This is a genomic window from Microbacterium longlingense (genome assembly GCF_058349825.2).
Genome location: NZ_JBYRJA020000005.1, coordinates 147,297 through 165,840 on the forward strand (window position 1 = coordinate 147,297; position 18,544 = coordinate 165,840).

Below are 18,544 nucleotides of genomic sequence, written 5' to 3' on the forward strand. Positions count from 1 at the left end.
GCGACCGCCTAGATTCCCTGCAGCGCGTCGCTCGGCGTCCGTCCGATCGCCACGGGCCGCCCGGGCGTACGCGCCCACTGACTCCATGCCCCGGCGTACACCCGCGGATGCAGACCGGCGCGGGTGAGCGCCAGGGCGGAGTGGGTCGACGCGATGCCGAGCCCGCAATAGAGCGTGATCGGCGCGTCCAGGTCCACACCGGCGTGCGCGAGCGTCGACCGGATCTCCTCCGGCGAGCGCAACCGGCCGTCCGCGGCCATATGCAGGATCGCCGGCACGTTGACCGCCCCGGGGATGTGGCCCCCGGCAGGATCCCCGCTGTCCGCGCTCCCGCGATACTGCGCCGGCGCGCGCACGTCGACGAGGGTCCCCCGGCGGGGTGCGGCGGCGGCATCGTCGATCGTGGCGAGATCCGGCTCGGCGTCGCGGAGCGCAGCCGTACCCGTCCGGGCGATCCGATCCCCCTGCTCGAGCGTGAAGCCCTGCGCGACCCAGGCGCGCAGGCCCCCATCGAGCACACGGATGTCGACGCCCCTCCGATGCAGCAGCCACCACGCCCGTGACGCGGCGACGCCGTCATTGTCGTCATAGGCCACGACCAGGTCCCCATCGCCCACGCCCCAGCGGCGCACCGCATCTTGCAGAGCATCGTGCAGCGGCAGCGGATAACGCCCCTCTTCTGGATAGCCGGGGCGGGCGAGCTCCCGTTCGAGGTCGACGTACACCGCTCCGGGCAGGTGTCCGAAAACGTACTCCGGGCGCCCCTCCGGTGCGTCCAGGCGCCAGCGCACATCGATCACGCGCACGTGCCTGCCGCCCGCGGCGATCTCCGCGGCGAGTGCCGTCGCGTCGATGAGGGGAGACATGCTCCCGAGTGTCACCCCACTCGCCTCCGCCACGGTCGACGCGGTGAAACAAAAGGCAACCCGCCGTCGCATCCGGCAACACAGGTCGCTGCGCGCACGGCAGACGGATGCCGAGGCGTCGGGAGGTCAGTGCTGGTGCTCCTCGGCGCCCCCGCTGAGCTTGAACGCCAGGCGGCCGTGCGCGAATCCGCCACCGGCGCGCAGCGCGGTCGCCACCCACGCCGTTTCGGCGAGCTCGGCCTGCGTGGCGCCGGCTTCGACGGCACGAGCAGAGTGAGCGTCGATGCAGTAGACGCACTGGGTGGTCAGAGCGACGGCCACCGCGATCAGCTCGCGGTACTTGAGCGGGATCTCACGCCCCTCCTCCTGGAAGACCGTGCGGTCGAACGCGGCGAACGCGGCGAGGATGTCCGGCGTCTCCTGCTTGTAGACGCGCGTGTAGGTGCGGTCGCGTTCGGGGTCGAAGTAAGCGGTCATGGGTTCTCCTCACGGTTCGGACGGCGATTGCCGGGCGGGCACCCCCGACCGGGTCGCGCCCGTCTCTCATCCTGGCCCGCACGCCGCCGGCAAGCGCGTGTGCGTCGTGCGATGACATCTCAGCCCCCGATCCGACGTTCCCAACTCAGGCAGAATCTGCCGCGCGGCGCCGAAATGGGCGGTTGGCGGCGGCCGCGGCGGATTGCGCCTGAGTTGGGAACGAGCCGCGAGCGCGCCCGGGGCCCGACGGCCCGTACGCTCGAAACATGACGGCACTTCGATGGGGCATCCTCGCCACGGGCGGAATCGCTCACACCTTCACCCGTGATCTGCGCACGGCCGGCCTCGACGTCGCCGCGGTGGGATCCCGCAGGGCGGGAGCCGCCGAGAGCTTCGCCGCGGAGTTCGACATCCCTCGCGTCCACGCGTCTTACGAGGCTCTGGTCGACGACCCGGATGTCGACATCGTCTATGTCGCCACGCCGCACAGCCGCCACCGCGAGGACACCCTGCTGGCGCTGCGGGCGGGCAAGCACGTGCTGATCGAGAAGCCCGTCACCCTCGACGCAGCAGAAGCCGCCGAGATCCGCGACCTCGCGGCCGCTTCCGGCCTGCTCGCGATGGAGGCGATGTGGACCAGGCACCTCCCCCATATGGTGCGCATCCGGGAGCTGCTGGCGGAGGGAGCGCTCGGCGATATTCGCACCGTCACCGCTGACCACGCCGCGCGCCTGTCGGCCGATCCGGCTCACCGCCTCAACGCGCTCGAGCTCGGAGGCGGGGCACTCCTCGACCTCGGCGTGTATCCGCTGTCGTTCATCTGGGACGTGCTGGGGGACGCGACCGAGATCCGTGCTGTCGGCCGTCTCGGCGAGACAGGGGCGGACACCGAGGTCGCTGCGGCGATGACGCACGAGTCCGGCGCGGTGTCGTCGTTGTTCTGCTCCTCGCGCGGCGAGGGCGCCAACGTCGCCCAGATCGTCGGATCCGAGGCGCGTATCGAGATCGACCGCCGCTGGTTCTGCCCGACCTCGTTCCGCCTGATCGCCTCCGACGGAACCGTGCGGGAGGAGTTCCGTTCTGAGGTCGAGGGGACGGGCATGCAGTACGAGGCCCTGCACGCCGAGCGGCTGCTCGCCGACGGGCTCCGCGACAGCGACGTCCTGCCGTTCGGCGAGAGCGTGGCGATCATGGGCGCCCTGGACGAGATCCGCGCGCAGATCGGCGTGGTCTACCCGTCGAAGGCCTGAGGCGCCCGCACCCGTACTCCGGCAGAAATCGCACGGCGGCGCCGATAGCGCCTGATTCCGGCCGCCCTGCCTGGTTTTGCCTGAGTTCGGGACGGCGCGGCGCGGGCACCCAGCATCCGCGCCTGTTGATCGGATACCGTGGCGGCAGCGAGAGCCGGAGGACCCCATGGCAGCAGGGCCGATCACGCCAGCCGAGAACGGCGGGCACCTGGACGACCGCCCGTTCATCGAGGCGGCATCCAAGGCGAAGAGCCGGTACGGCCGGTTCAATCTCGCGATCATCGGCGGGACGGGTGTCGGCAAGTCGTCGCTCGTGAACGCGGTCTTCGGCCGCGAGCACGCCCGCGTCGGCACCGGACTGCCCGTCACCGCCGGGGTGCACTACTACCACGATGCGTCGCTGGGCATCTGGGACTTCGAGGGCTTCGAGATCGGTTCCGCCCTGTCGCCCGCCGAGACCCTGCGCACCCATCTGAAGCGCGTCTCACAACAGCCCGCAGACCAGCAGATCGCCGTGGTCTGGTACTGCGTGCTGGCCACGGCCGACCGACTCACTCAGCCCGATATCGACATGATCCGCGAGCTCGATGCGGCGGGCCTGCCCGTGATCCTCGTCCTCACCAAGGTGAACTGGCTGCGCAACCCGATCACCGGTGCATACCGCGCCCCGGCGAATGTCGAGCGGTTCCGCGACTGGCTGGAGAACCCGGCGGACGGATCAGGGAGTCCCCTGCATCTGCCCCTGCAGCGCGTCGTCCTCACATCCACACAGGACCAGCACGGGAAGGGCAAGGGCCACGGGCTCGGTGATCTCGTGGCGGAGACCCTGTCCCTCTCGCCGGAAGACGAGAAGGACGCGTTTCGCATCGCGCAGCGGCTCAACCTCCCGTGGAAGCGGGAGATGGCCAGACCCGTCATCGCCACCGCGTCGTCTGCGGCGGCTGCTGCAGCGGCGGTTCCGATCCCTGTCGCAGATGCGACCGCCCTGGCGCCGATCCAGCTGACGATGATGGGCCGGATCGCGGCGATCTACGACCTGGAGCTGACGACGATGCTCTCGGCGGGCGCCCTGGCCCAGCTCGGCGTGCAGGTCACCGGGCAGGCGCTGGCGCGCAGCTTCCTCAAACTGATCCCGGGGGCAGGCAGCGTCGTGAACGCGGCCGTGGCCTTCTCGCTGACCGCGGCCACCGGCGAGGGATGGCTGCGGCTGTGCGAGCAGGTGCACACCGGCCGCATCCCGGTGTCGAAGATCGACACGGCATGGAAGGGTTTCGCCCCATCGTTCCTGGACGTCGTGCACAAGATGGCTGCGCACCGCGTCGGACGGTGAGCCCCGGCGCACGGCCCATCACGCGGGCATCCGCCCGGCCGGCACAGCACGCAGCGGCTGATGACACGCAGCGGCCGGCGGCACGGGAGGTAGCCTGGTCTCATGGCCGTCCGTCAGACCCGTCGTGCGCGCGCCGCGCGGCGGCGAACACTCCGGGTGGCCGCATCGGGCAGCGATCTGACCGCGGCCGAATGGTCTCGCATCCGTGAGGCGTGGGCCTGCTGCGCATACTGCGGCACCGATGCCGTGCCGCTCCAGAAGGACTGCGTCCTGCCGATCTCGCGCGGCGGGCGCTACACGGTCGACAACGTCGTGCCGGCGTGCGGCTCATGCAACGCCAGCAAGTGCAACGACGAGGTGACGTCGTGGATGCGGCGCCGCCGGTTCGATGAACCGCGTTTCCTGGGGCGGTGGGTCGAGATCACGGCACGGCTGCGCGCCGCTGCGGAGTGACCCCCGGCCGCAGAGCCTGACCCTGTTCCGCGGAGTCGGGCAGACCGGAGACCAGCAGATATCCCCCGCTCCCGCCCTGCCCGGCACGGCCGAAGGCAGCGAGCCGAGGGCGCCAGATGCCCTTGACGCTCCCGAATACCTGCCCTATTCTGCAGGAGATATTATCACCTGACGTCTGGAGTAATGGTGCTTGGTCGGAACAGTAGGTGTGGGAACAAACATCACAACCACAGAACCGCGAGACGCACGGCGGTGTCCGTGACCGTCGTCGTCGCGCTCGCGGTTCTCGCAGGCTGCACGACCGCCGGCGAGGCGCCATCGCCGGCCTCGTCCGGCCCCCCGTCGAGCATTCGGATCGCGGTGCCCGACCCGACCGGGAACTTCAATCTGAACACCACCACGGCCAATACGCCGCTGGCCGTCGGCCACCTCATCAACGGCACACTGATGAACCTGACGGAGGATGGCTCAGGAACAGAGCCGGGTCTCGCCGCATCCCACGACGTCTCCGACGACGGGCTGACGCACACCTTCGTGCTCCGGCCTGACCTGAAGTTCTCCGACGGCTCGGCCCTCACCGCCCACGACGTCCAGGCGTCTCTCGAATGGCAGCGCTCCGACGCCGGGAACCCGAACGCTGCCGACTTCGCCGGGTGGACGGCGATCGAGGTGCCGGAAGACAATGTGATCCAGATCACTCTGGATCACCCGCGGCCCGCCCTCCCGGTCCTCCTCGCCGCGCCCTGGCATCCCGTCTACCCTGCGACCCAGCTGGAAAGCGCGGACTTCTTCGATATGCCGGTGTCAGCGGGTCGGTACCGCATCGCCGAGGTCGACGCTGCGGGATCGGATTCCGTGATCGAGGCCAACCCGCATTACCACGGGGATGCTCCGACGATCACACGGATCGAGTTCAGCGAGGTGCAGGACATCAACACCCGCGTCGCGCAGCTGCAGAGCGGACAGATCCAGGTCGCGACCGAGCTCGATCCCTTCTCGGTCGGCACGCTGACAGAGAAGGGTATCGACGCTGAGGTCACGCTGCTCACCGGCATCTATTACATCTTCATGAACACGCGCACCGGCCCGCTGTCCGACGTGCGGGTGCGCAAGGCCATCAGCGCCGCGCTCGACCGAGAGCAGATCAATCAGGTGGTCTGGAACGGGACGAACCCCGGCCTCGGATACCTGCTGCCGCCCGGCATCCCCGGCGCCGAGGAAGTCACGCCGCCGGAGCGCGACCTCGATGAGGCGCGGGCGCTTCTGCAGGGCACGGTGTGCGAGGCCGGCTGCACGATCGGCGCGCTGGCGCGCGCGGGCCGCCCCATCGATCAGAAGAGCACCGTGATCATGAAGGAGAATCTTGCCGAGATCGGTATTACCGTCCAGATCCAGAACATCGACAACGCGGCGGCCGCGCAGGCAGAGCTGAGCGGCGACTTCGAGATGGAGATCGAGTTTCTGGGACTCCCCCTGCCGGATGTCGGGACCTATCTGAAGTACGCCGTCCTGTCGACCGGCGGTATCGAGGCGCTGTTCTCCGGCTTCGCGCTACCCGACCTGGACGAGGCGGCGCGTCAGGCGGACGTGTCCACCGGTGCAGAGCAAGCGGCGGCCCTCCAGACCGTCAACGCCCTCTTCGCCGAGCATCTGCCCTACGTCCCCATCAACCAGTGGGGTGCGGTGACCGGATACGGTCCCGGAGTGTCGGAGTGGGTGACGCACACCGCGAACGGCTACTTCGAGGTCGAGTAGCGCTCCGGCAGCAGATCAGCGGCGCCGTCCGGCGGAGAACACTCCCGCCGGGCGGCGCCGCCCTTTCCGGACGCCCGCACCGCCTATCCGCTCCCCCTGCCGAGATCGCTGACGCACGGCAGACTCGGCCTCCGGACTTCCGCCACGGGTCGCAGAACGAGGCGAACAGCCGGCAGACCACGACCCCCTCACGATCGAGCCGGAGCGTCCGGCAGGATCGTGAGGGGGTCGGGAAGGCTGCCCTGGGCCGTCTCTCGACGGGCACGGGGCGGGTTCAGAACGACCGGGCCATGGCGGTGCGCGGCCAGCGGTCAAGCCCCAGCTCCGCCTCGTGCGCGCGCACACCGCGCAGTCCCGCGCTCAGCTCCTCCGGTGCCAGGGCGCGGAACCCGAGGCGCTGATAGTAGGGAGCGTTCCAGGGGACATCGGTGAACGTCGTCAACGTCAGACCGTCCAGCTCGCGTGTGCGGGCCCACCGGTCGACGTGATCGATCAGCTCGGCACCGAGCCCCTGGCGGGCGTTCTCCGGGGCAACCGTGACCTGTTCGATGTGGGCGTTTCCTTCGATCTCGTCGACGAGCACGTAGGCGCAGACCCGGCAGGCGTCATCAGTGACCACCCATGCCCGACCGCCGGAGATGTACTCCGCGAGGTCTGCGGCGCTGGGCGGATCGTCTGCGGCGATCTCGTCCATACCGACGGTGCAGAACGCCGCACCGGCACGACGTTCGATGTCCTGGATCGACGCAATGTCGTCGGAGGCGGCGGGGCGGATTGAACGGCTCATGATTCTCTCTTCGTCTGGATCGGGGGAGGGTTTAGAGGGTCTGCCCGGCGCGCGCTGTGGTGAGGACGGCCCGGTCGACGGTGAGGGCGCCGTTGACGAAAACAGCGTGGACACCTCTGACCGGTTCCCGCGGGTGCGCGTAGGAGGCCGGCGCCGAAAGAAGCGCCTGGTCGAGGACGACGAGATCCGCGTTCAGACCGGCGGCGATCGTCCCCCGATCTCCGAGCCCGAGCGTGGCGGCCGGAACGGCAGCGAGCGCACGCGCGGCAAGCGCCAACCCATCGAGGGGGTCGAGGTCGAGATAGCGCTGACACAGCGAGATGAACGATCCCCACCCGCGCGGATGCGGCGACTGCCCGATATAGATGCCGTCCGACCCTCCCGTGGCGCCCGGCTGCCCCAGGAGGAAGTCGACATCGTCCAGGGTGATCCCGGCGCGCGCGATATGCGCTCCGACCTCGAGCTTTCCATCGATGAGAAGGTCGAGGGCCAGACGTTCAGGACTCGTCTTGCGACGTGCGGCAGCGGCGGTGAGCGTGGCACCGGAGAGCTCGCGCGCGGATGCCGGCACGCTCGCGAGCGTGACGGCAGAGAGGTCGATTCCCATCGCGGAGACGTGGACGGCCAGGGCGTCCTCGGCATCCGGTGCCGAGATGCGTTGCATGGTCGACGCCGTACCGTGCGCCTGCCAGTCGGCAGGGAGGAGGAACATCGCCAGAAGCGAACTCGCCCAGGTGTACGGGTAGAGGTCGAAGGTCACCGGCGCCGGCCACCTCTCGAACAGCGTCAGCGCATCCGCCGCGGTGCCACGGTCGCCCCACAGGTGGCTGACGTGCGCGCGCACGCCGGTGTGCGCGCTCACCTCACGCATCTCGGTCAGCCCCGCGCGGAGCGCTCCTCCGTACCCACGCAGATGCGAGAAGTACGTTCCGCCTGCCGCAGCGACGGGTGCGGTGAAGGCCGCCATCTCCGCGGGCGCGGAGAAGCGGCTCGGGATGTAGTCGAGACCGCTCGAGATGCCTCGAGCGCCCTGCTCCAGCCCGCGCTCCACGATCCTCGCGACCCGGCGCTGCTGGTCGACGTCGAGAGGCTCCGGCGAGTCTCCGGACACCGCGTGCCGGATGGTGCCCTGGGAGAGAAGTGTGACGACGTTCTGGCGCAACCTGCCGCGGACCGTGTCAAAGAACTCCGCCACGGTGCACCCGCCGGCGGGGGCGGCTCCGTTGACGGCGCCGAAGTACCGCGTCAGATACGACGCGCTCTGCGCGGCGGAGCCGATCCAGCTCATACCGTCCTGCCCGAGGACGACCGTGGTCACCCCCTGCTGCAGGTCCGGGTTCACCGCACCGTCGGTGAAGATGAGCGGCTCGCCATGCACATGCATGTCGATGAATCCGGGCAAGATCACGTGCGACGGCGTGAGCGAGATGACCTGCATCTCCTCCGTCTGCTCGACGTTGCCTACCGCCGCGATACGGTCATCCTCGATGAGCACGTCTGCGATACGCGAGCGGGTCGCCCGACCATCGGCGACGGTGCCGCCGCGCAGGAGTGTCTTCGTGGTCGTCATCGGTGAGCCTCCTCTGGGCGGGGAACTGCCGTGGCCGCGCGGCCGGGGATCGACGCCACCAGCCTCTTCGTGTACGCGTGGGCCGGCGCGGACAGCAGCGAACCGGTCGGCCCCTCCTCCACCACGACGCCGTCTGCGAGCACATAGGACCGTGAGGTCATCCGGCGGACGACCTCCAGGTCGTGCGTGATGAACAGGATCCCGATGCCCTCCTCAGCGCGGAGCTGCTCGAGCAATGCCAGTATCTGCGCCTGCACGGACACATCCAGGGCGGACGTGGGCTCGTCGGCGACCAGCAGGCGAGGCTGAGCAGCCAATGCACGGGCGATGCCGACACGCTGGCACTCGCCCCCGCTGAGCTGGCGAGGTCGTCTTTCCGCGATCTGCTTCGGGAGCCCGACGCGGCTGAGCAGCGCGAAGGCCGCCTCCTCCGCATCCGCGTGGTTCGCTCCCGTCCAGCGCCGGTGCACCTGGGCGACCACGTCCACCCCCCGCATCCTCGGGTTCAGCGACGCGTAGGGGTCCTGGAAGATCATCTGGGCGCGTTGGCGTCCGGCACCACGATCGGCGGTCGCCTCGCCCCCGAGGCGAACGCTGCCGCTGCTCGGCTCGAGCAGCCCGACCGCCATCTTCGCAAGCGTCGACTTCCCGGAGCCTGACTCGCCCACCAGACCGACGGATTCCCCCGCGTGGACCTCGATCAGCACGTCGTGCACCGTCGGTGCGGACCGGGTGTAACCGCCGGTCACCCGGTCCAGACGAAGCAATGGCGATCCGGACGACGTCATGGTGCGGGGCACGGGGGCGGGAGCGCCGGCGACGTGGCTGGCCTCCATCAGCGTGCGGGTGTAAGCCGCGGAGGGCGCACCGAACACCTGATTGGTCGGCCCCTGCTCCACGAGTCGGCCCTTGTGCATCACCAGGGTGGTTGCACAGAGGTCCTTGATGACCCCCAGGTCGTGCGAGACGAGCACGAGGCTCATGTGCTGGGTGTCGCAGAGATCGGCGATGAGGTCGAGGATCGCCTTCTGCACTGATGCGTCCAGCGCTGTGGTCGGCTCGTCGGCGATGAGCACCTCTGGTCGGCCGGCGATGGCCAGCGCGATCATCAGACGCTGGCGCATGCCGCCGGACAGCTGGTGCGGGTAGCTGCGGAGCACGCGGTCCGGGTACGGCATCTTCACCTGGTCGAGCAGTTCCAGCGCCCGCTGCCGCGCAGCGGGCGCATCGCTCTCATAACGGGCGGTCGTCTCGAGCATCTGCTTGTCGACGCGCATCACCGGGTTCAGGGAGCTCAGGGAGCTTTGCGGCACGAAACCGATTCGGGTGCCGGCGACACTCGTGCGGCGGGCACGGTGCGCTTCCAACAGGTCGGTCGCGCCCAAGGCAGCGGAACCGGTCACGTTGAGGCCTCGACGCTGCGCGAGCCCGATGAGGGAGCGGCACACAAGAGACTTTCCCGATCCGGTCTCCCCCACGATCCCGCAGCGTTGCCCGGCCGGGACGACGAAAGACACCTCCTTGACGAGAGAAGCCGTGTCCTTGCGGACGGAGAGGTCGGCGACTGTGAGCGTGCTGCTCACGGTCTGGCTGGCGGTTTTCAATCGTCACCCCGTACGATTCGAAGGTTCTGCCCGGCGACTCGGATGAGCACACCGGTAAGGATCAGCAGCAGGCCAGGACCCAGCGAGATCCAGGGAGCGGAGGCCAGGTACGGCCGCCCGTCGTAGATGATGCCGCCCCATTCCGCCGCAGGCGGTTGTACGCCGGCGCCGAGGAAGGGGAGCGACGCTGTCACGCCGATCAGCAACACGGCGTCGCTGAGCGCATAGGTGATCGTGGCCGGCAGCACGTTCGGGACCAGGTGACGCATCACGATGGTGCGCCGCCGCAGTCCGGACACCTCGGCGGCGACGACGAAGTCACGGCCGCGCAAGCTGAGCGTCTCAGCTCGAGCGATGCGCGCGTAGACCGTCCAGCTCGTCAGGAACAGCGCGATGAACAGGGCGGGAAGACCACGCGGAAGGAAGCCGAAGGTGACGCCGGCTCCCAGGATGACCGAGAGCGCCAGAATCAGGATGATGAAGGGGAACGCGAGGATCGCGTCGGCGATCCTCATGATCACCGCATCGATCCAGGTCCCGGCCTTGTAGCCGGAGAAGACACCGATCGCCGTGCCCGCCACGAGGGGGATCGTCACGCCCACCACCGCCACGAGCAGATCGATCTGACCACCGACCAGGGAGCGCAGGAACACGTCTCGGCCGAACTGGTCGGTGCCGAACGGTAACGCCCAGCTGGGCGGGGCGAACGGGACGCCGATGAAGTCATTGGGTCCGTACGGCTTGAGGAGGGGCACCAGGACGCAGGAGAGGACGATGCCTGCCAGGCCGGCCACAGCGATGATGAAGGCCCAGCGCTGCTTCGCCGGGGTGGCACGCGGATCGACTTCGATGCCGGTTGCTTGAGCAAGAGTCATGCTTATCGTGTCCTCGGATCGATCACGTTGTTCAGAAGGTCAGCTGCGAGGTTCGCCAGGACCACGATCAACGCTGTGATCAGGGCCGCAGCCTGGATCGTCGGATAGTCCCGCTGCGAGACCGCGTCGACGAGGCGGGTGCCGATGCCCGGGAGGTCGAAGACCGCCTCGATCACCGCGGCCCCGCCGATCAGGCTGCCGACGTTCAGGCCGATGATGGAGATCGTGGGCAGCAGACTGTTCGGCAGGACGTGGCGCAGAGCGATGCGTGCCTGCCCGAAGCCCCGCGCGGTGACCGCCTCGACGTAGTTCTGCCGCAGGGCGTCTGCCGCACTGGTATAGACGGCACGGTGCACGAGTGCACCGAGGTAAGCGGCGAGCGCGATCGCCGGAAGCCACATGTAGGCGAGGTTGTCGGGCCAGGAGCCCGCCCAGCCCCCCGCGGGTGCCAGCTTCCATTCCACGCCGACGACGACCACCAGGATCAGCCCGAGCAGGAAGGAGGGCGCCGCCAGCAGAACGGTCGCGACGGTGTCGAGTGCGGACTTCGTGACGCGGAGCGTGCTGAAAGCGGTTAGCAGGCCGGAGAGCATGCCGCATACCGTGCCGATGATCGTGGCCAGCGCCACGACGGACGCGGTCACGCCGAGCGCGGGCAGGAGGATGTCGGATACGGCCCTGCCCGATTGCGTGGCGCTGGTGCCGAGATCGCCCTGCATCAGCGAGAGGACGAAGCCACCGAACTGTTCCCAGAGGGGGCGGTTCAGGCCGAGCGCTTCCCGGACCGCGGCGAGCTTCTCCTCCGACGCCCGCTGGCCGAGGATCGTCTGCGCCGGGTCGCCGGGGACGAGGTGGATCAGGAAGAAGCTGATGACGGTGACCAGAGCGAGCACCACCGCGGTCTGGACCAGGCGGGAGCCCAGGGGTCGCAGCGCGCTCGCGCGGGAGCCCGCAGCGGTGGTCCGAAACGTGGCCGTGGTCGGCGGCGTCTCGACGTCACTGGCCAATTCCGTGGCCCTCCGCCGCAACCTGGTACGTGCCGGAAGAGGTGAATCGGATCAGGTCCGTGCCCACTCTGCTCGCCCAGGCGGTTGCCGCATCCAGAAGGGGAACAAACGGGAGATCCGCAGCGAACGCCGCGTTGATCTTCGCCAGGATCGCGTCCCGCTCCCCACCCGTTGTCGAAGTGAGCTGTGCGGCCAGGGCATCGACCTCTGGGTTGCTGTACCCGGAGAAGAGCGCACCGATCCCGCCCGCGCTTGTCAGCCCGTAGGTGAGCAGGATCAGCTCTGGCGCGTTGACGGTGTCGTAGAGGTTGCCGATCTCCATCTCGAAGTTCCCGTTGATCTCATCGTGGTTGGCCGTGGCCTGGTCGGCGTTGCGCAGCGTCACCTCGATCCCGACCTCGGCGAGGTTCTGTTGGACGACGGTGGCCATCGCGTCATAGGGCGCGTACCCGGCGCGCACCATGAGGGAGATCTCGCATCCGCCACTGCATGCGGACCCCGCCAGAAGCGCCGCCGCCGCATCGAGATCGCGCGCCGTGGGGGCATCGGGGTCATAGCCCTCCATGGGAGATGGGAAGAATCCGCCGATGGGGGTGTTCTCCCCGCCGAAGGCGACCGTGTTCAGCTGCTCGCGGTCCACCGCGAGCGAGATGGCCTTGCGCACAGCCGGATCGCTGAGAGCCCCGCCCTCACCATTCATGTAGATGTAGATCCCGCCATACTGCGGCGTGACGTGCGGCTGCCCGGGCGAGAGAACCTGTGTGAGCTGGTTCGGACTGATCGAGTGGGCGATGTCGATCTGACCGGCGTTGAGCTGCGCAAGCCGTGTGCTGGGATCGGTGATGGTGTCAAAGACGACGGTGTCCAGAACCGGGGCGAGCGCGGCCGGGTAGTGCGGGTTGCGGGTGAAGGTGACGGTTGTGCCGCCCGATCGCGACGGCACGTACGGCCCGGCGACGACGGGCTTGTCGTAGAACGCAGGATCGCTCAGACCAGCGGCGGGTGAGATACCGAGCGGTCCCTGCGACAGCGCGAGCGGGAAGCTTGCCTGCGGTGTGCTCAGTTGGAACACCACGGTGGCGGTGTCTCGGGCCTGGACGGAGGCGACATTCGCGACGAGCCCGGCGTTGACGTTGCTCTCGGAGGCGAGCAGACGTTCGAAGGTCGCGACGACGTCGTCCGCTGTCACGGCCGTGCCGTCCGAGAACGCCGCTTCATCGCGGATCGTGCACGTGTAGGCGGTGGCCGGCTCGTCGAACGCGCACGATTCGGCGAGCTCGAACGCGATGCCCTCGTCGGTCGCTCGCGTGAGAGTGCCACCGATGAGGGCCTGTGTCATCACGTCAGATTCCTGGATCGCGACGACCGGGTCGAAGGTCGACACCGTCAGCGGCAGTCCGATCGTGACCGTCTTCGGCGGCTCGCCCTCTGCTCCGCCCTGGGGGGTCGGGGATGAGGCGCCCCCGGAGCAGCTCGACAGCGAGAGCATCGTCGCGATGGACAGCGTCAGGATCGTCGCGCGGTAACCGATACGGCTCCTGCAACCTTGCATGGAAACGGTCATTCGGGTTCCTCGTTCAGTCAGACACCCAAGTGGTGTGGAGATATTATGAGTAGTAAACCGAGCGCAGGAAGAGATGTCAACCTCGCCGCCGCAGATCCGCGTGACTGGTTGATAAGCTCAGCGCTCGAGAGTGGTACTGATCATCTCTCCAGACGACCAAGGGGCGAATGGCATGGCTGGAAACGAGGGAGACCTCCTCTCACTCGACGCGCTCGAGACAGGCAAGCTGCATGAGCAGCTCGCCCGGCGCATGGCACGGGAGATCGTCGCGGGTCGCTTCCCAGCCGGGTCCACCTTCCCGCCGAGCGAGGAGATCTCTTCCCGCTACGGCGTGAGCCGCACCGTCGCCCGTGAGACAGTTCAGGCGCTCGCGGCAGCCGGACTCGTGCTCGTGCACCACGGTCGCCGCTCGGTCGTGGCGCCGACGTCCTCCTGGCGCTTCCTGGACGCTCTCGTGAAGTACGCCATCGCCCGCGAGCAGTACAGCGGCGAGCTGGCGGTGGACCTGTTCGAGGTCAGGGCCGTCCTCGAGGAGGCAGCGACCGTCCGCTGCGCCACGCGAGCGCCGCAGCCGGAGTGCGACGCCCTCGTCGAGCGCGCGAACGCCTGCCTGTCCCGCCTTCGAGACGAGTCCTGGGAGCTGGACAGGGAGTGGTTGGCGGATGAAGATCTGGCGTTCCACCGCAGCATCGCCGCGGGGGCGCACAATCACGTGCTCGCCCACCTCGTCGCCGATGTGCGGCTGGAGCTCATCCCCACCTGGGCGGCGGATCAGCTCCAGCGCGACGAGTTCGTAACGGTATGGGAAGAGCACTCCGGCATCGCGGAACTCATCCAGCGCCGCGACGCCGACGCCGCCCGTCAGGCGATGGCCGAGCACATGGAGGCCTCGGTGCGCACCACGCTGCGCCGCGCGTTCCCCGAGGGCGAACAAGCCGCGATCGACGCTCGCTGGGCGCGCACCCCCTGACCGAAGGGCGGCGGTCCCTCCGGATTGTCCGCACCGCAGAGCGACGAAGCTGGCACGGTGATGCCGCTAGCGAAGGCTCCGTGCGACCTCGACACCCGCGCGCACGAGGGCATCCGCGGCGGTGGGGTCGAAAGGCGCTGGCATCCCGAAGTGTCGCGGCGCGAGCCAGGGCTCGTAGCCGCCCCACGGGAACTCATCCGCGGTCGGGACGTAGCCGATCATCCCGTTCGCATAGCCGACCACCAGGACCTCGGCCCCCAGCGCGTCCTTGATGGCCTGCCCAAGCCCCGTGAACGGCTCACAGGGCAGCGCGACGATGGTGAGCTCTCCGATCGCGAGCGCCTGCACCGGCGCCTCGATCGTTCGACCGTACCGCCCCTCGGCGAGCCCCCGTTCGATCTCCTGCGCCCACTCCCGATGCAGCCACGTGGCGTTCCATACGCTCCGGGGGGCTCCCTCGCGCAACAAGCGCTCGTGGCGGTCCACCAGCTCGCACCTGATCTCCGCGATCTCCTTCGCCGTCGGTAGTTCCTGCAACGGCACAGATACCTGCCTCTCCTGCGCCGCCAGGATCTGTACGCCCTGCTCGGGGACAGGCACGAGTCGCCACAGCGCGATCGGCTGTGCGCTGTGCACCCGACTCTCCTCGGGCTCGAGGCGCACGGGCGCTGCGCGCTCACGGGCTCGAAGCGCTGAGATCCCCAGGCTCCGCCCGAACGTCTCCTCGGGACCTTGCCGCTCGTGCATCGCCTCCCACGGGAAGATGTCGCCGGCGCACCCCTGGAGGAACACGCACTCGCCCCCCGTGTGATCTCGCACCACCTGCCGCATCGGACCGACGAAGTCCGAGCACGCGTTGCGCAGACCCGGGCCGAGCACCGTGGGATGGCACGCGTACGAGACGAGAGTCGCGATCGCGTCGCCCTCGAGCCCGTCAATGCGCACGCTCGTGACCGTCCGGTCGACGGGGCCTTCCGGGTTCCAGCCCATGATGGTGTTACCCTCGGGGGTGCGCTGGCGGCGGTTCACCCCTCCACCGAAGTCATCGGTGCCACGCCCGACCACCGCCGGCGCCAGCCGCTGGACCGCCTGGGCCGCTGCCGTGCGCAGGGCGTCGAGAACCTGCTCCGCGTAGCGTTCCTCAAGCGGACGCAGCGCAGCGGTGCTGCCCCCGGTCTTGATGTTGCCGGGAAGGGGCGGCGCGGAGTGGGTGTGGCTGGCGTTGACGAGCACGCGGGAGGCGTCGGTGCCGACAGCTTCAGCGATGCACTCCCTGGCACGGGCTGCGAACGCCCCGACGAGGCTGCCGGTGTCGACAGCGGCGACGACGACCCGTTGCGCTCCGTCGTCGAAGACGACCACGCCGACCTCCAGCGGCTGGCCGAATCCATCCATCGGCTCCCACTTCCGGAGGAAGCCCACCAGGTCCACCCCGAAGGGGGGATCGATGCGGAGCGAGGCGGCGCCGGCACGCAGCGGGCGAGGTTCATCGGTCATACGGACTCCAGGGAGGGATCAGAAACGGGAGAAGAGGCCGCCGTCGGCATAGACGACTTGGCCGGTCACATAGGTGTTGCGTTCGGATGCCAGCCAGCAGATGAGCTCCGCGATCTCCGCGGGCTCCGCCGCACGCCCCTGCGGCAACCGGCCGGAGGCGACGAAACCCGCGGTGAACCAGTCGCCTGCGAGATGCTCATCGGAGCACAATGGCGTTCGAACGAACCCGGGAGCGATCGCGTTGACCAGCACGCCGGAGCGTGCGACCTCCGCCGCCATCGAACGAGTGGCGTTGTCCAGCGCGGCCTTCGAGGTGTCATAGGCGATCGCGCCGGGGTAGCCGGCGCGCCCATGGATAGAGCTCACGTTGACGATGCGCCCGTATCCTCCGGCCATCATCGCGGGCAGCAGAGCGCCGGCGAGGAGCACGGGGGCGAAGGTGTTGATATCGACGACGCGCCGTAGCTCCGCGTGATCGACGGTCATGACACTCGCCCGCGAGCCGACTCCGGCGGCGTTGACCAACACACCGGGCGGGCGGGAGAACTCCCTCACCCGGGCGACGATCTCCGCTGTGTCCCGAACGTCGGCCGTGATCCAGCCCGCTCCGGAGAACGCAGGGGCGTCAACGAGATCGACCCCGATCACCGCGATGCCGTCTGCCGCCATCTGTGCCGCGACCGCGGCGCCGATCCCGCTGGCGGCACCGGTGACGACAGCGACGTCCGGGCTGCACGCGGGGTCAGTCATGGCATGCCGCGACGGCGACGAGATCGATCTCGACGTCGAAACCGTTCAGGCAGGACCCGACCGTCGTCCGGGCCGGGCGATGACCGGGGAAGTGCTCACGGTAGGCGGCATCGAACTCCTGCCAGCCCCCCGCGACATCGCTGAGGTGCACGGTCGCCTTGACGACATGGGCAAGGTCTGAGCCGGCGGCCTCGAGAACGCGCGCCAGGTTGGCGAGCACAAGGTGCGTCTGCTCGGCGACAGTGCCGAGAACAAGGTCGCCCGTACGCGGATCGACCGGGGCCATCCCGGCGGTGTAGATGAGATCGCCGATGCGCACCGCTGGGGCATAACATCCTCCGCCGGAGTGCTGCGGGTCCTCGACGACAAGGGGACGGGACATGGATGGTCCTTTCAGAAGGTGGGGTTGATGGTTCCGACGACGACGTCACCGTCGTCGACGACGGGAATGGCGGGCCATTTGTCCAGCGTGGTGCAGGGGTGCGAGACGCCGAGGACGACGACGTCACCGACCGCGACGTCCACCCCGGAAGCCGGCGGCCACGCGAGGTAGGCGTGCTGGTCATTGAGTGCGCGGATCACGCATCCGTCGAGCGGGAGCGCTGCGTCGCCCGCTCGCCGCCCTCGGCGATGCAACGGGACGGGCAGGCCGAGGTCGAAACCGACGTCCCGGCGCCCGGCGTCGAGGATCGCGACCCCCGGCTCCGGGGTGGAGAGCACCTGCGACATGAGCTGCAGGGACGGCGTCATCACCGGGTTGCCCGGCGCATCGACCGCCTGGGCGTAGAAGCCGTGGTCATGGAAGACGTAGCACCCGCTGCGGATCACGGGCCGCACCGGGAAGCCGAACGGTCTCGCCAGCTCATCGATGACCGTCGGCACGTGGGCGCTGCCGCCACAGCTGATCACGCTCTCCACGCCAGGCGAGAGGAGGCCGCCCTCGTGCAGGGCTCCGACCAACTGCCGCAGATCGCGCACGAAAGCCCGGACGCGATCCGTGGCGCTCTCGCCGGCCGCCGCGACAATCGATCCTTCGTATCCGGCAGCGCCCGCGAGCAGCAAACCCGTCTGTGCGCGAACCGCGGTCGCAAGAGCCAGCGCCTCTGGCACGCTCCGGCATCCTGCCCGCCCTCCGGGCACTCCGAGCTCGAGGAGAACACCCACCCTGTCACGCATGACGCCGAGGTGCTGGTTGAGGACCTGTGCACCGGCGAGCGAGTCGACATAGAGGTAGACCATGAGTCGGGGCTCAGACGCCAGCTCCGCCCGCAGCCACTCGATGGTGAGAGGATCGACGATCTCATTGGCCACCAGCACCCGCAACGTTCCCCAGCTGCGCACCGTCCGGAGCTGGTTCGCGTTGGCAACGGTCAGCGCCCATGCGCCGTGCCGGGCCTGCAGCCGAGCCACGTCCTCGGACATCGCGGTTTTCACGTGCGGCGCAAGCGCGACACCGGCCGTCGCGGCGAAGTCTGCCATCGACGCGGCGTTCGACAGCAGCGCCGACCTGCTCACCGTCAGCAGGGGCCAGCTGAAGCGAACATCGGGAAGTGCTCCGTGGAGGTCGCCCGACACGAGTGACTTCGGGGGCGACTTTTCTTCCCTGGCCTGGCCGAACTGCACAGGCTCGTCGCCGCGCCCCCGGACACTCCGCTCGACGGTCATCCGTCCTCCTCCTGTGCTCATATCAACAGATAGTATCTCCATATAAGCAGATTTCTATCGGCAACGGCGCTCGCACCAACCGGCGGAGGCTGCACATAGTATCTCCATATAACTTTCGACAACG

At 68.8% G+C, this 18,544-nt stretch carries 17 protein-coding genes; 5 read left to right on the forward strand and 12 right to left on the reverse strand.

The annotated features are described in order from the left end of the window. Positions 1-8: 8 nt before the first annotated feature. Positions 9-866, reverse strand: a complete 858-nt coding sequence (locus AC3RXY_RS08965; protein ID WP_491510563.1) for a sulfurtransferase — start codon at positions 864-866, stop codon at positions 9-11. Between the two features lie 126 nt (positions 867-992). Further along, positions 993-1,343: a carboxymuconolactone decarboxylase family protein gene (locus tag AC3RXY_RS08970; RefSeq protein ID WP_491510564.1), complete on the reverse strand. Its 351-nt coding sequence runs from the start codon at positions 1,341-1,343 to the stop codon at positions 993-995. A 266-nt stretch (positions 1,344-1,609) separates the two neighbouring features. Between AC3RXY_RS08970 and AC3RXY_RS08975 the strand changes: the two genes are divergently transcribed. The 4 genes from AC3RXY_RS08975 to AC3RXY_RS08990 all read left to right on the forward strand — a co-directional run bounded on the left by AC3RXY_RS08975 (position 1,610) and on the right by AC3RXY_RS08990 (position 6,131). Then, entirely contained in the window at positions 1,610-2,593 is a 984-nt protein-coding gene (locus AC3RXY_RS08975; protein ID WP_491510565.1) for a Gfo/Idh/MocA family protein, read from the forward strand. 166 nt (positions 2,594-2,759) lie between these two features. Continuing rightward, on the forward strand, positions 2,760-3,923 hold the full coding sequence (locus AC3RXY_RS08980) for a GTPase (protein ID WP_491510566.1): 1,164 nt from the start codon (positions 2,760-2,762) through the stop codon (positions 3,921-3,923). Between the two features lie 102 nt (positions 3,924-4,025). Continuing rightward, positions 4,026-4,376: an HNH endonuclease gene (locus AC3RXY_RS08985; protein WP_491510567.1), complete on the forward strand. Its 351-nt coding sequence runs from the start codon at positions 4,026-4,028 to the stop codon at positions 4,374-4,376. Between the two features lie 252 nt (positions 4,377-4,628). After that, complete coding sequence (locus AC3RXY_RS08990; RefSeq protein WP_491510568.1) at positions 4,629-6,131, forward strand: ABC transporter substrate-binding protein; 1,503 nt, start codon at positions 4,629-4,631, stop codon at positions 6,129-6,131. A 274-nt stretch (positions 6,132-6,405) separates the two neighbouring features. Here AC3RXY_RS08990 and AC3RXY_RS08995 read toward each other — a convergent pair whose 3' ends face one another. The 6 genes from AC3RXY_RS08995 to AC3RXY_RS09020 are packed head-to-tail and all read right to left on the reverse strand — an operon-like array spanning position 6,406 to position 13,526. Next, positions 6,406-6,918 (reverse strand): GNAT family N-acetyltransferase, encoded by a 513-nt coding sequence (locus AC3RXY_RS08995; RefSeq protein ID WP_491510569.1) that lies wholly within the window; start codon positions 6,916-6,918, stop codon positions 6,406-6,408. A 31-nt stretch (positions 6,919-6,949) separates the two neighbouring features. After that, on the reverse strand, positions 6,950-8,488 hold the full coding sequence (locus AC3RXY_RS09000; RefSeq protein ID WP_491510570.1) for an amidohydrolase family protein: 1,539 nt from the start codon (positions 8,486-8,488) through the stop codon (positions 6,950-6,952). Further along, positions 8,485-10,071 (reverse strand): ATP-binding cassette domain-containing protein, encoded by a 1,587-nt coding sequence (locus AC3RXY_RS09005; RefSeq protein ID WP_491510571.1) that lies wholly within the window; start codon positions 10,069-10,071, stop codon positions 8,485-8,487. The genes AC3RXY_RS09000 and AC3RXY_RS09005 overlap by 4 nt, the downstream gene beginning before the upstream one ends. 17 nt (positions 10,072-10,088) lie before the next feature. Continuing rightward, positions 10,089-10,967, reverse strand: coding sequence for an ABC transporter permease (locus AC3RXY_RS09010; RefSeq protein ID WP_491510572.1), 879 nt, complete (start codon positions 10,965-10,967; stop codon positions 10,089-10,091). Between the two features lie 2 nt (positions 10,968-10,969). Continuing rightward, positions 10,970-11,974: an ABC transporter permease gene (locus tag AC3RXY_RS09015; RefSeq protein ID WP_491510573.1), complete on the reverse strand. Its 1,005-nt coding sequence runs from the start codon at positions 11,972-11,974 to the stop codon at positions 10,970-10,972. Then, positions 11,964-13,526 (reverse strand): ABC transporter substrate-binding protein, encoded by a 1,563-nt coding sequence (locus AC3RXY_RS09020; RefSeq protein ID WP_491510574.1) that lies wholly within the window; start codon positions 13,524-13,526, stop codon positions 11,964-11,966. The genes AC3RXY_RS09015 and AC3RXY_RS09020 overlap by 11 nt, the downstream gene beginning before the upstream one ends. Positions 13,527-13,710: 184 nt before the next feature. On the opposite strand from AC3RXY_RS09020, the gene AC3RXY_RS09025 reads away from it, so the two are divergent. After that, complete coding sequence (locus AC3RXY_RS09025; RefSeq protein WP_491510575.1) at positions 13,711-14,508, forward strand: FadR/GntR family transcriptional regulator; 798 nt, start codon at positions 13,711-13,713, stop codon at positions 14,506-14,508. Positions 14,509-14,574: 66 nt separating this feature from the next. Here the strand turns inward: AC3RXY_RS09025 and AC3RXY_RS09030 are convergent, their stop codons facing one another. Genes AC3RXY_RS09030 through AC3RXY_RS09045 form a run of 4 tightly spaced genes read right to left on the reverse strand, consistent with a single transcriptional unit; the run spans position 14,575 to position 18,420 of the window. Then, positions 14,575-16,005, reverse strand: a complete 1,431-nt coding sequence (locus AC3RXY_RS09030) for a hypothetical protein (RefSeq protein WP_491510576.1) — start codon at positions 16,003-16,005, stop codon at positions 14,575-14,577. A gap of 18 nt (positions 16,006-16,023) precedes the next feature. Continuing rightward, positions 16,024-16,755 (reverse strand): SDR family NAD(P)-dependent oxidoreductase, encoded by a 732-nt coding sequence (locus tag AC3RXY_RS09035; RefSeq protein ID WP_491510577.1) that lies wholly within the window; start codon positions 16,753-16,755, stop codon positions 16,024-16,026. After that, complete coding sequence (locus AC3RXY_RS09040; protein WP_491510578.1) at positions 16,748-17,137, reverse strand: RidA family protein; 390 nt, start codon at positions 17,135-17,137, stop codon at positions 16,748-16,750. Before AC3RXY_RS09040 ends, AC3RXY_RS09035 begins: the two co-directional genes overlap by 8 nt. A gap of 11 nt (positions 17,138-17,148) precedes the next feature. Then, a complete protein-coding gene (locus AC3RXY_RS09045; RefSeq protein ID WP_491510579.1) occupies positions 17,149-18,420 on the reverse strand; it encodes an alanine racemase in 1,272 nt (423 codons plus the stop codon). Positions 18,421-18,544 lie beyond the last annotated feature (124 nt).

Bases quoted from the DNA above. Each gene is read 5' to 3' on its own strand.
- AC3RXY_RS08965 (WP_491510563.1), bottom strand. From the start codon at position 866: ATGTCTCCCCTCATCGACGCGACGGCACTCGCCGCGGAGATCGCCGCG.
- AC3RXY_RS08970 (WP_491510564.1), bottom strand. From the start codon at position 1,343: ATGACCGCTTACTTCGACCCCGAACGCGACCGCACCTACACGCGCGTC.
- AC3RXY_RS09025 (WP_491510575.1), top strand. From the start codon at position 13,711: ATGGCTGGAAACGAGGGAGACCTCCTCTCACTCGACGCGCTCGAGACA.
- AC3RXY_RS09010 (WP_491510572.1), bottom strand. From the start codon at position 10,967: ATGACTCTTGCTCAAGCAACCGGCATCGAAGTCGATCCGCGTGCCACC.
- AC3RXY_RS08995 (WP_491510569.1), bottom strand. From the start codon at position 6,918: ATGAGCCGTTCAATCCGCCCCGCCGCCTCCGACGACATTGCGTCGATC.
- AC3RXY_RS09000 (WP_491510570.1), bottom strand. From the start codon at position 8,488: ATGACGACCACGAAGACACTCCTGCGCGGCGGCACCGTCGCCGATGGT.
- AC3RXY_RS08980 (WP_491510566.1), top strand. From the start codon at position 2,760: ATGGCAGCAGGGCCGATCACGCCAGCCGAGAACGGCGGGCACCTGGAC.
- AC3RXY_RS08975 (WP_491510565.1), top strand. From the start codon at position 1,610: ATGACGGCACTTCGATGGGGCATCCTCGCCACGGGCGGAATCGCTCAC.
- AC3RXY_RS09020 (WP_491510574.1), bottom strand. From the start codon at position 13,526: ATGCAAGGTTGCAGGAGCCGTATCGGTTACCGCGCGACGATCCTGACG.
- AC3RXY_RS09040 (WP_491510578.1), bottom strand. From the start codon at position 17,137: ATGTCCCGTCCCCTTGTCGTCGAGGACCCGCAGCACTCCGGCGGAGGA.
- AC3RXY_RS09030 (WP_491510576.1), bottom strand. From the start codon at position 16,005: ATGACCGATGAACCTCGCCCGCTGCGTGCCGGCGCCGCCTCGCTCCGC.
- AC3RXY_RS09045 (WP_491510579.1), bottom strand. From the start codon at position 18,420: ATGACCGTCGAGCGGAGTGTCCGGGGGCGCGGCGACGAGCCTGTGCAG.
- AC3RXY_RS09035 (WP_491510577.1), bottom strand. From the start codon at position 16,755: ATGACTGACCCCGCGTGCAGCCCGGACGTCGCTGTCGTCACCGGTGCC.
- AC3RXY_RS08985 (WP_491510567.1), top strand. From the start codon at position 4,026: ATGGCCGTCCGTCAGACCCGTCGTGCGCGCGCCGCGCGGCGGCGAACA.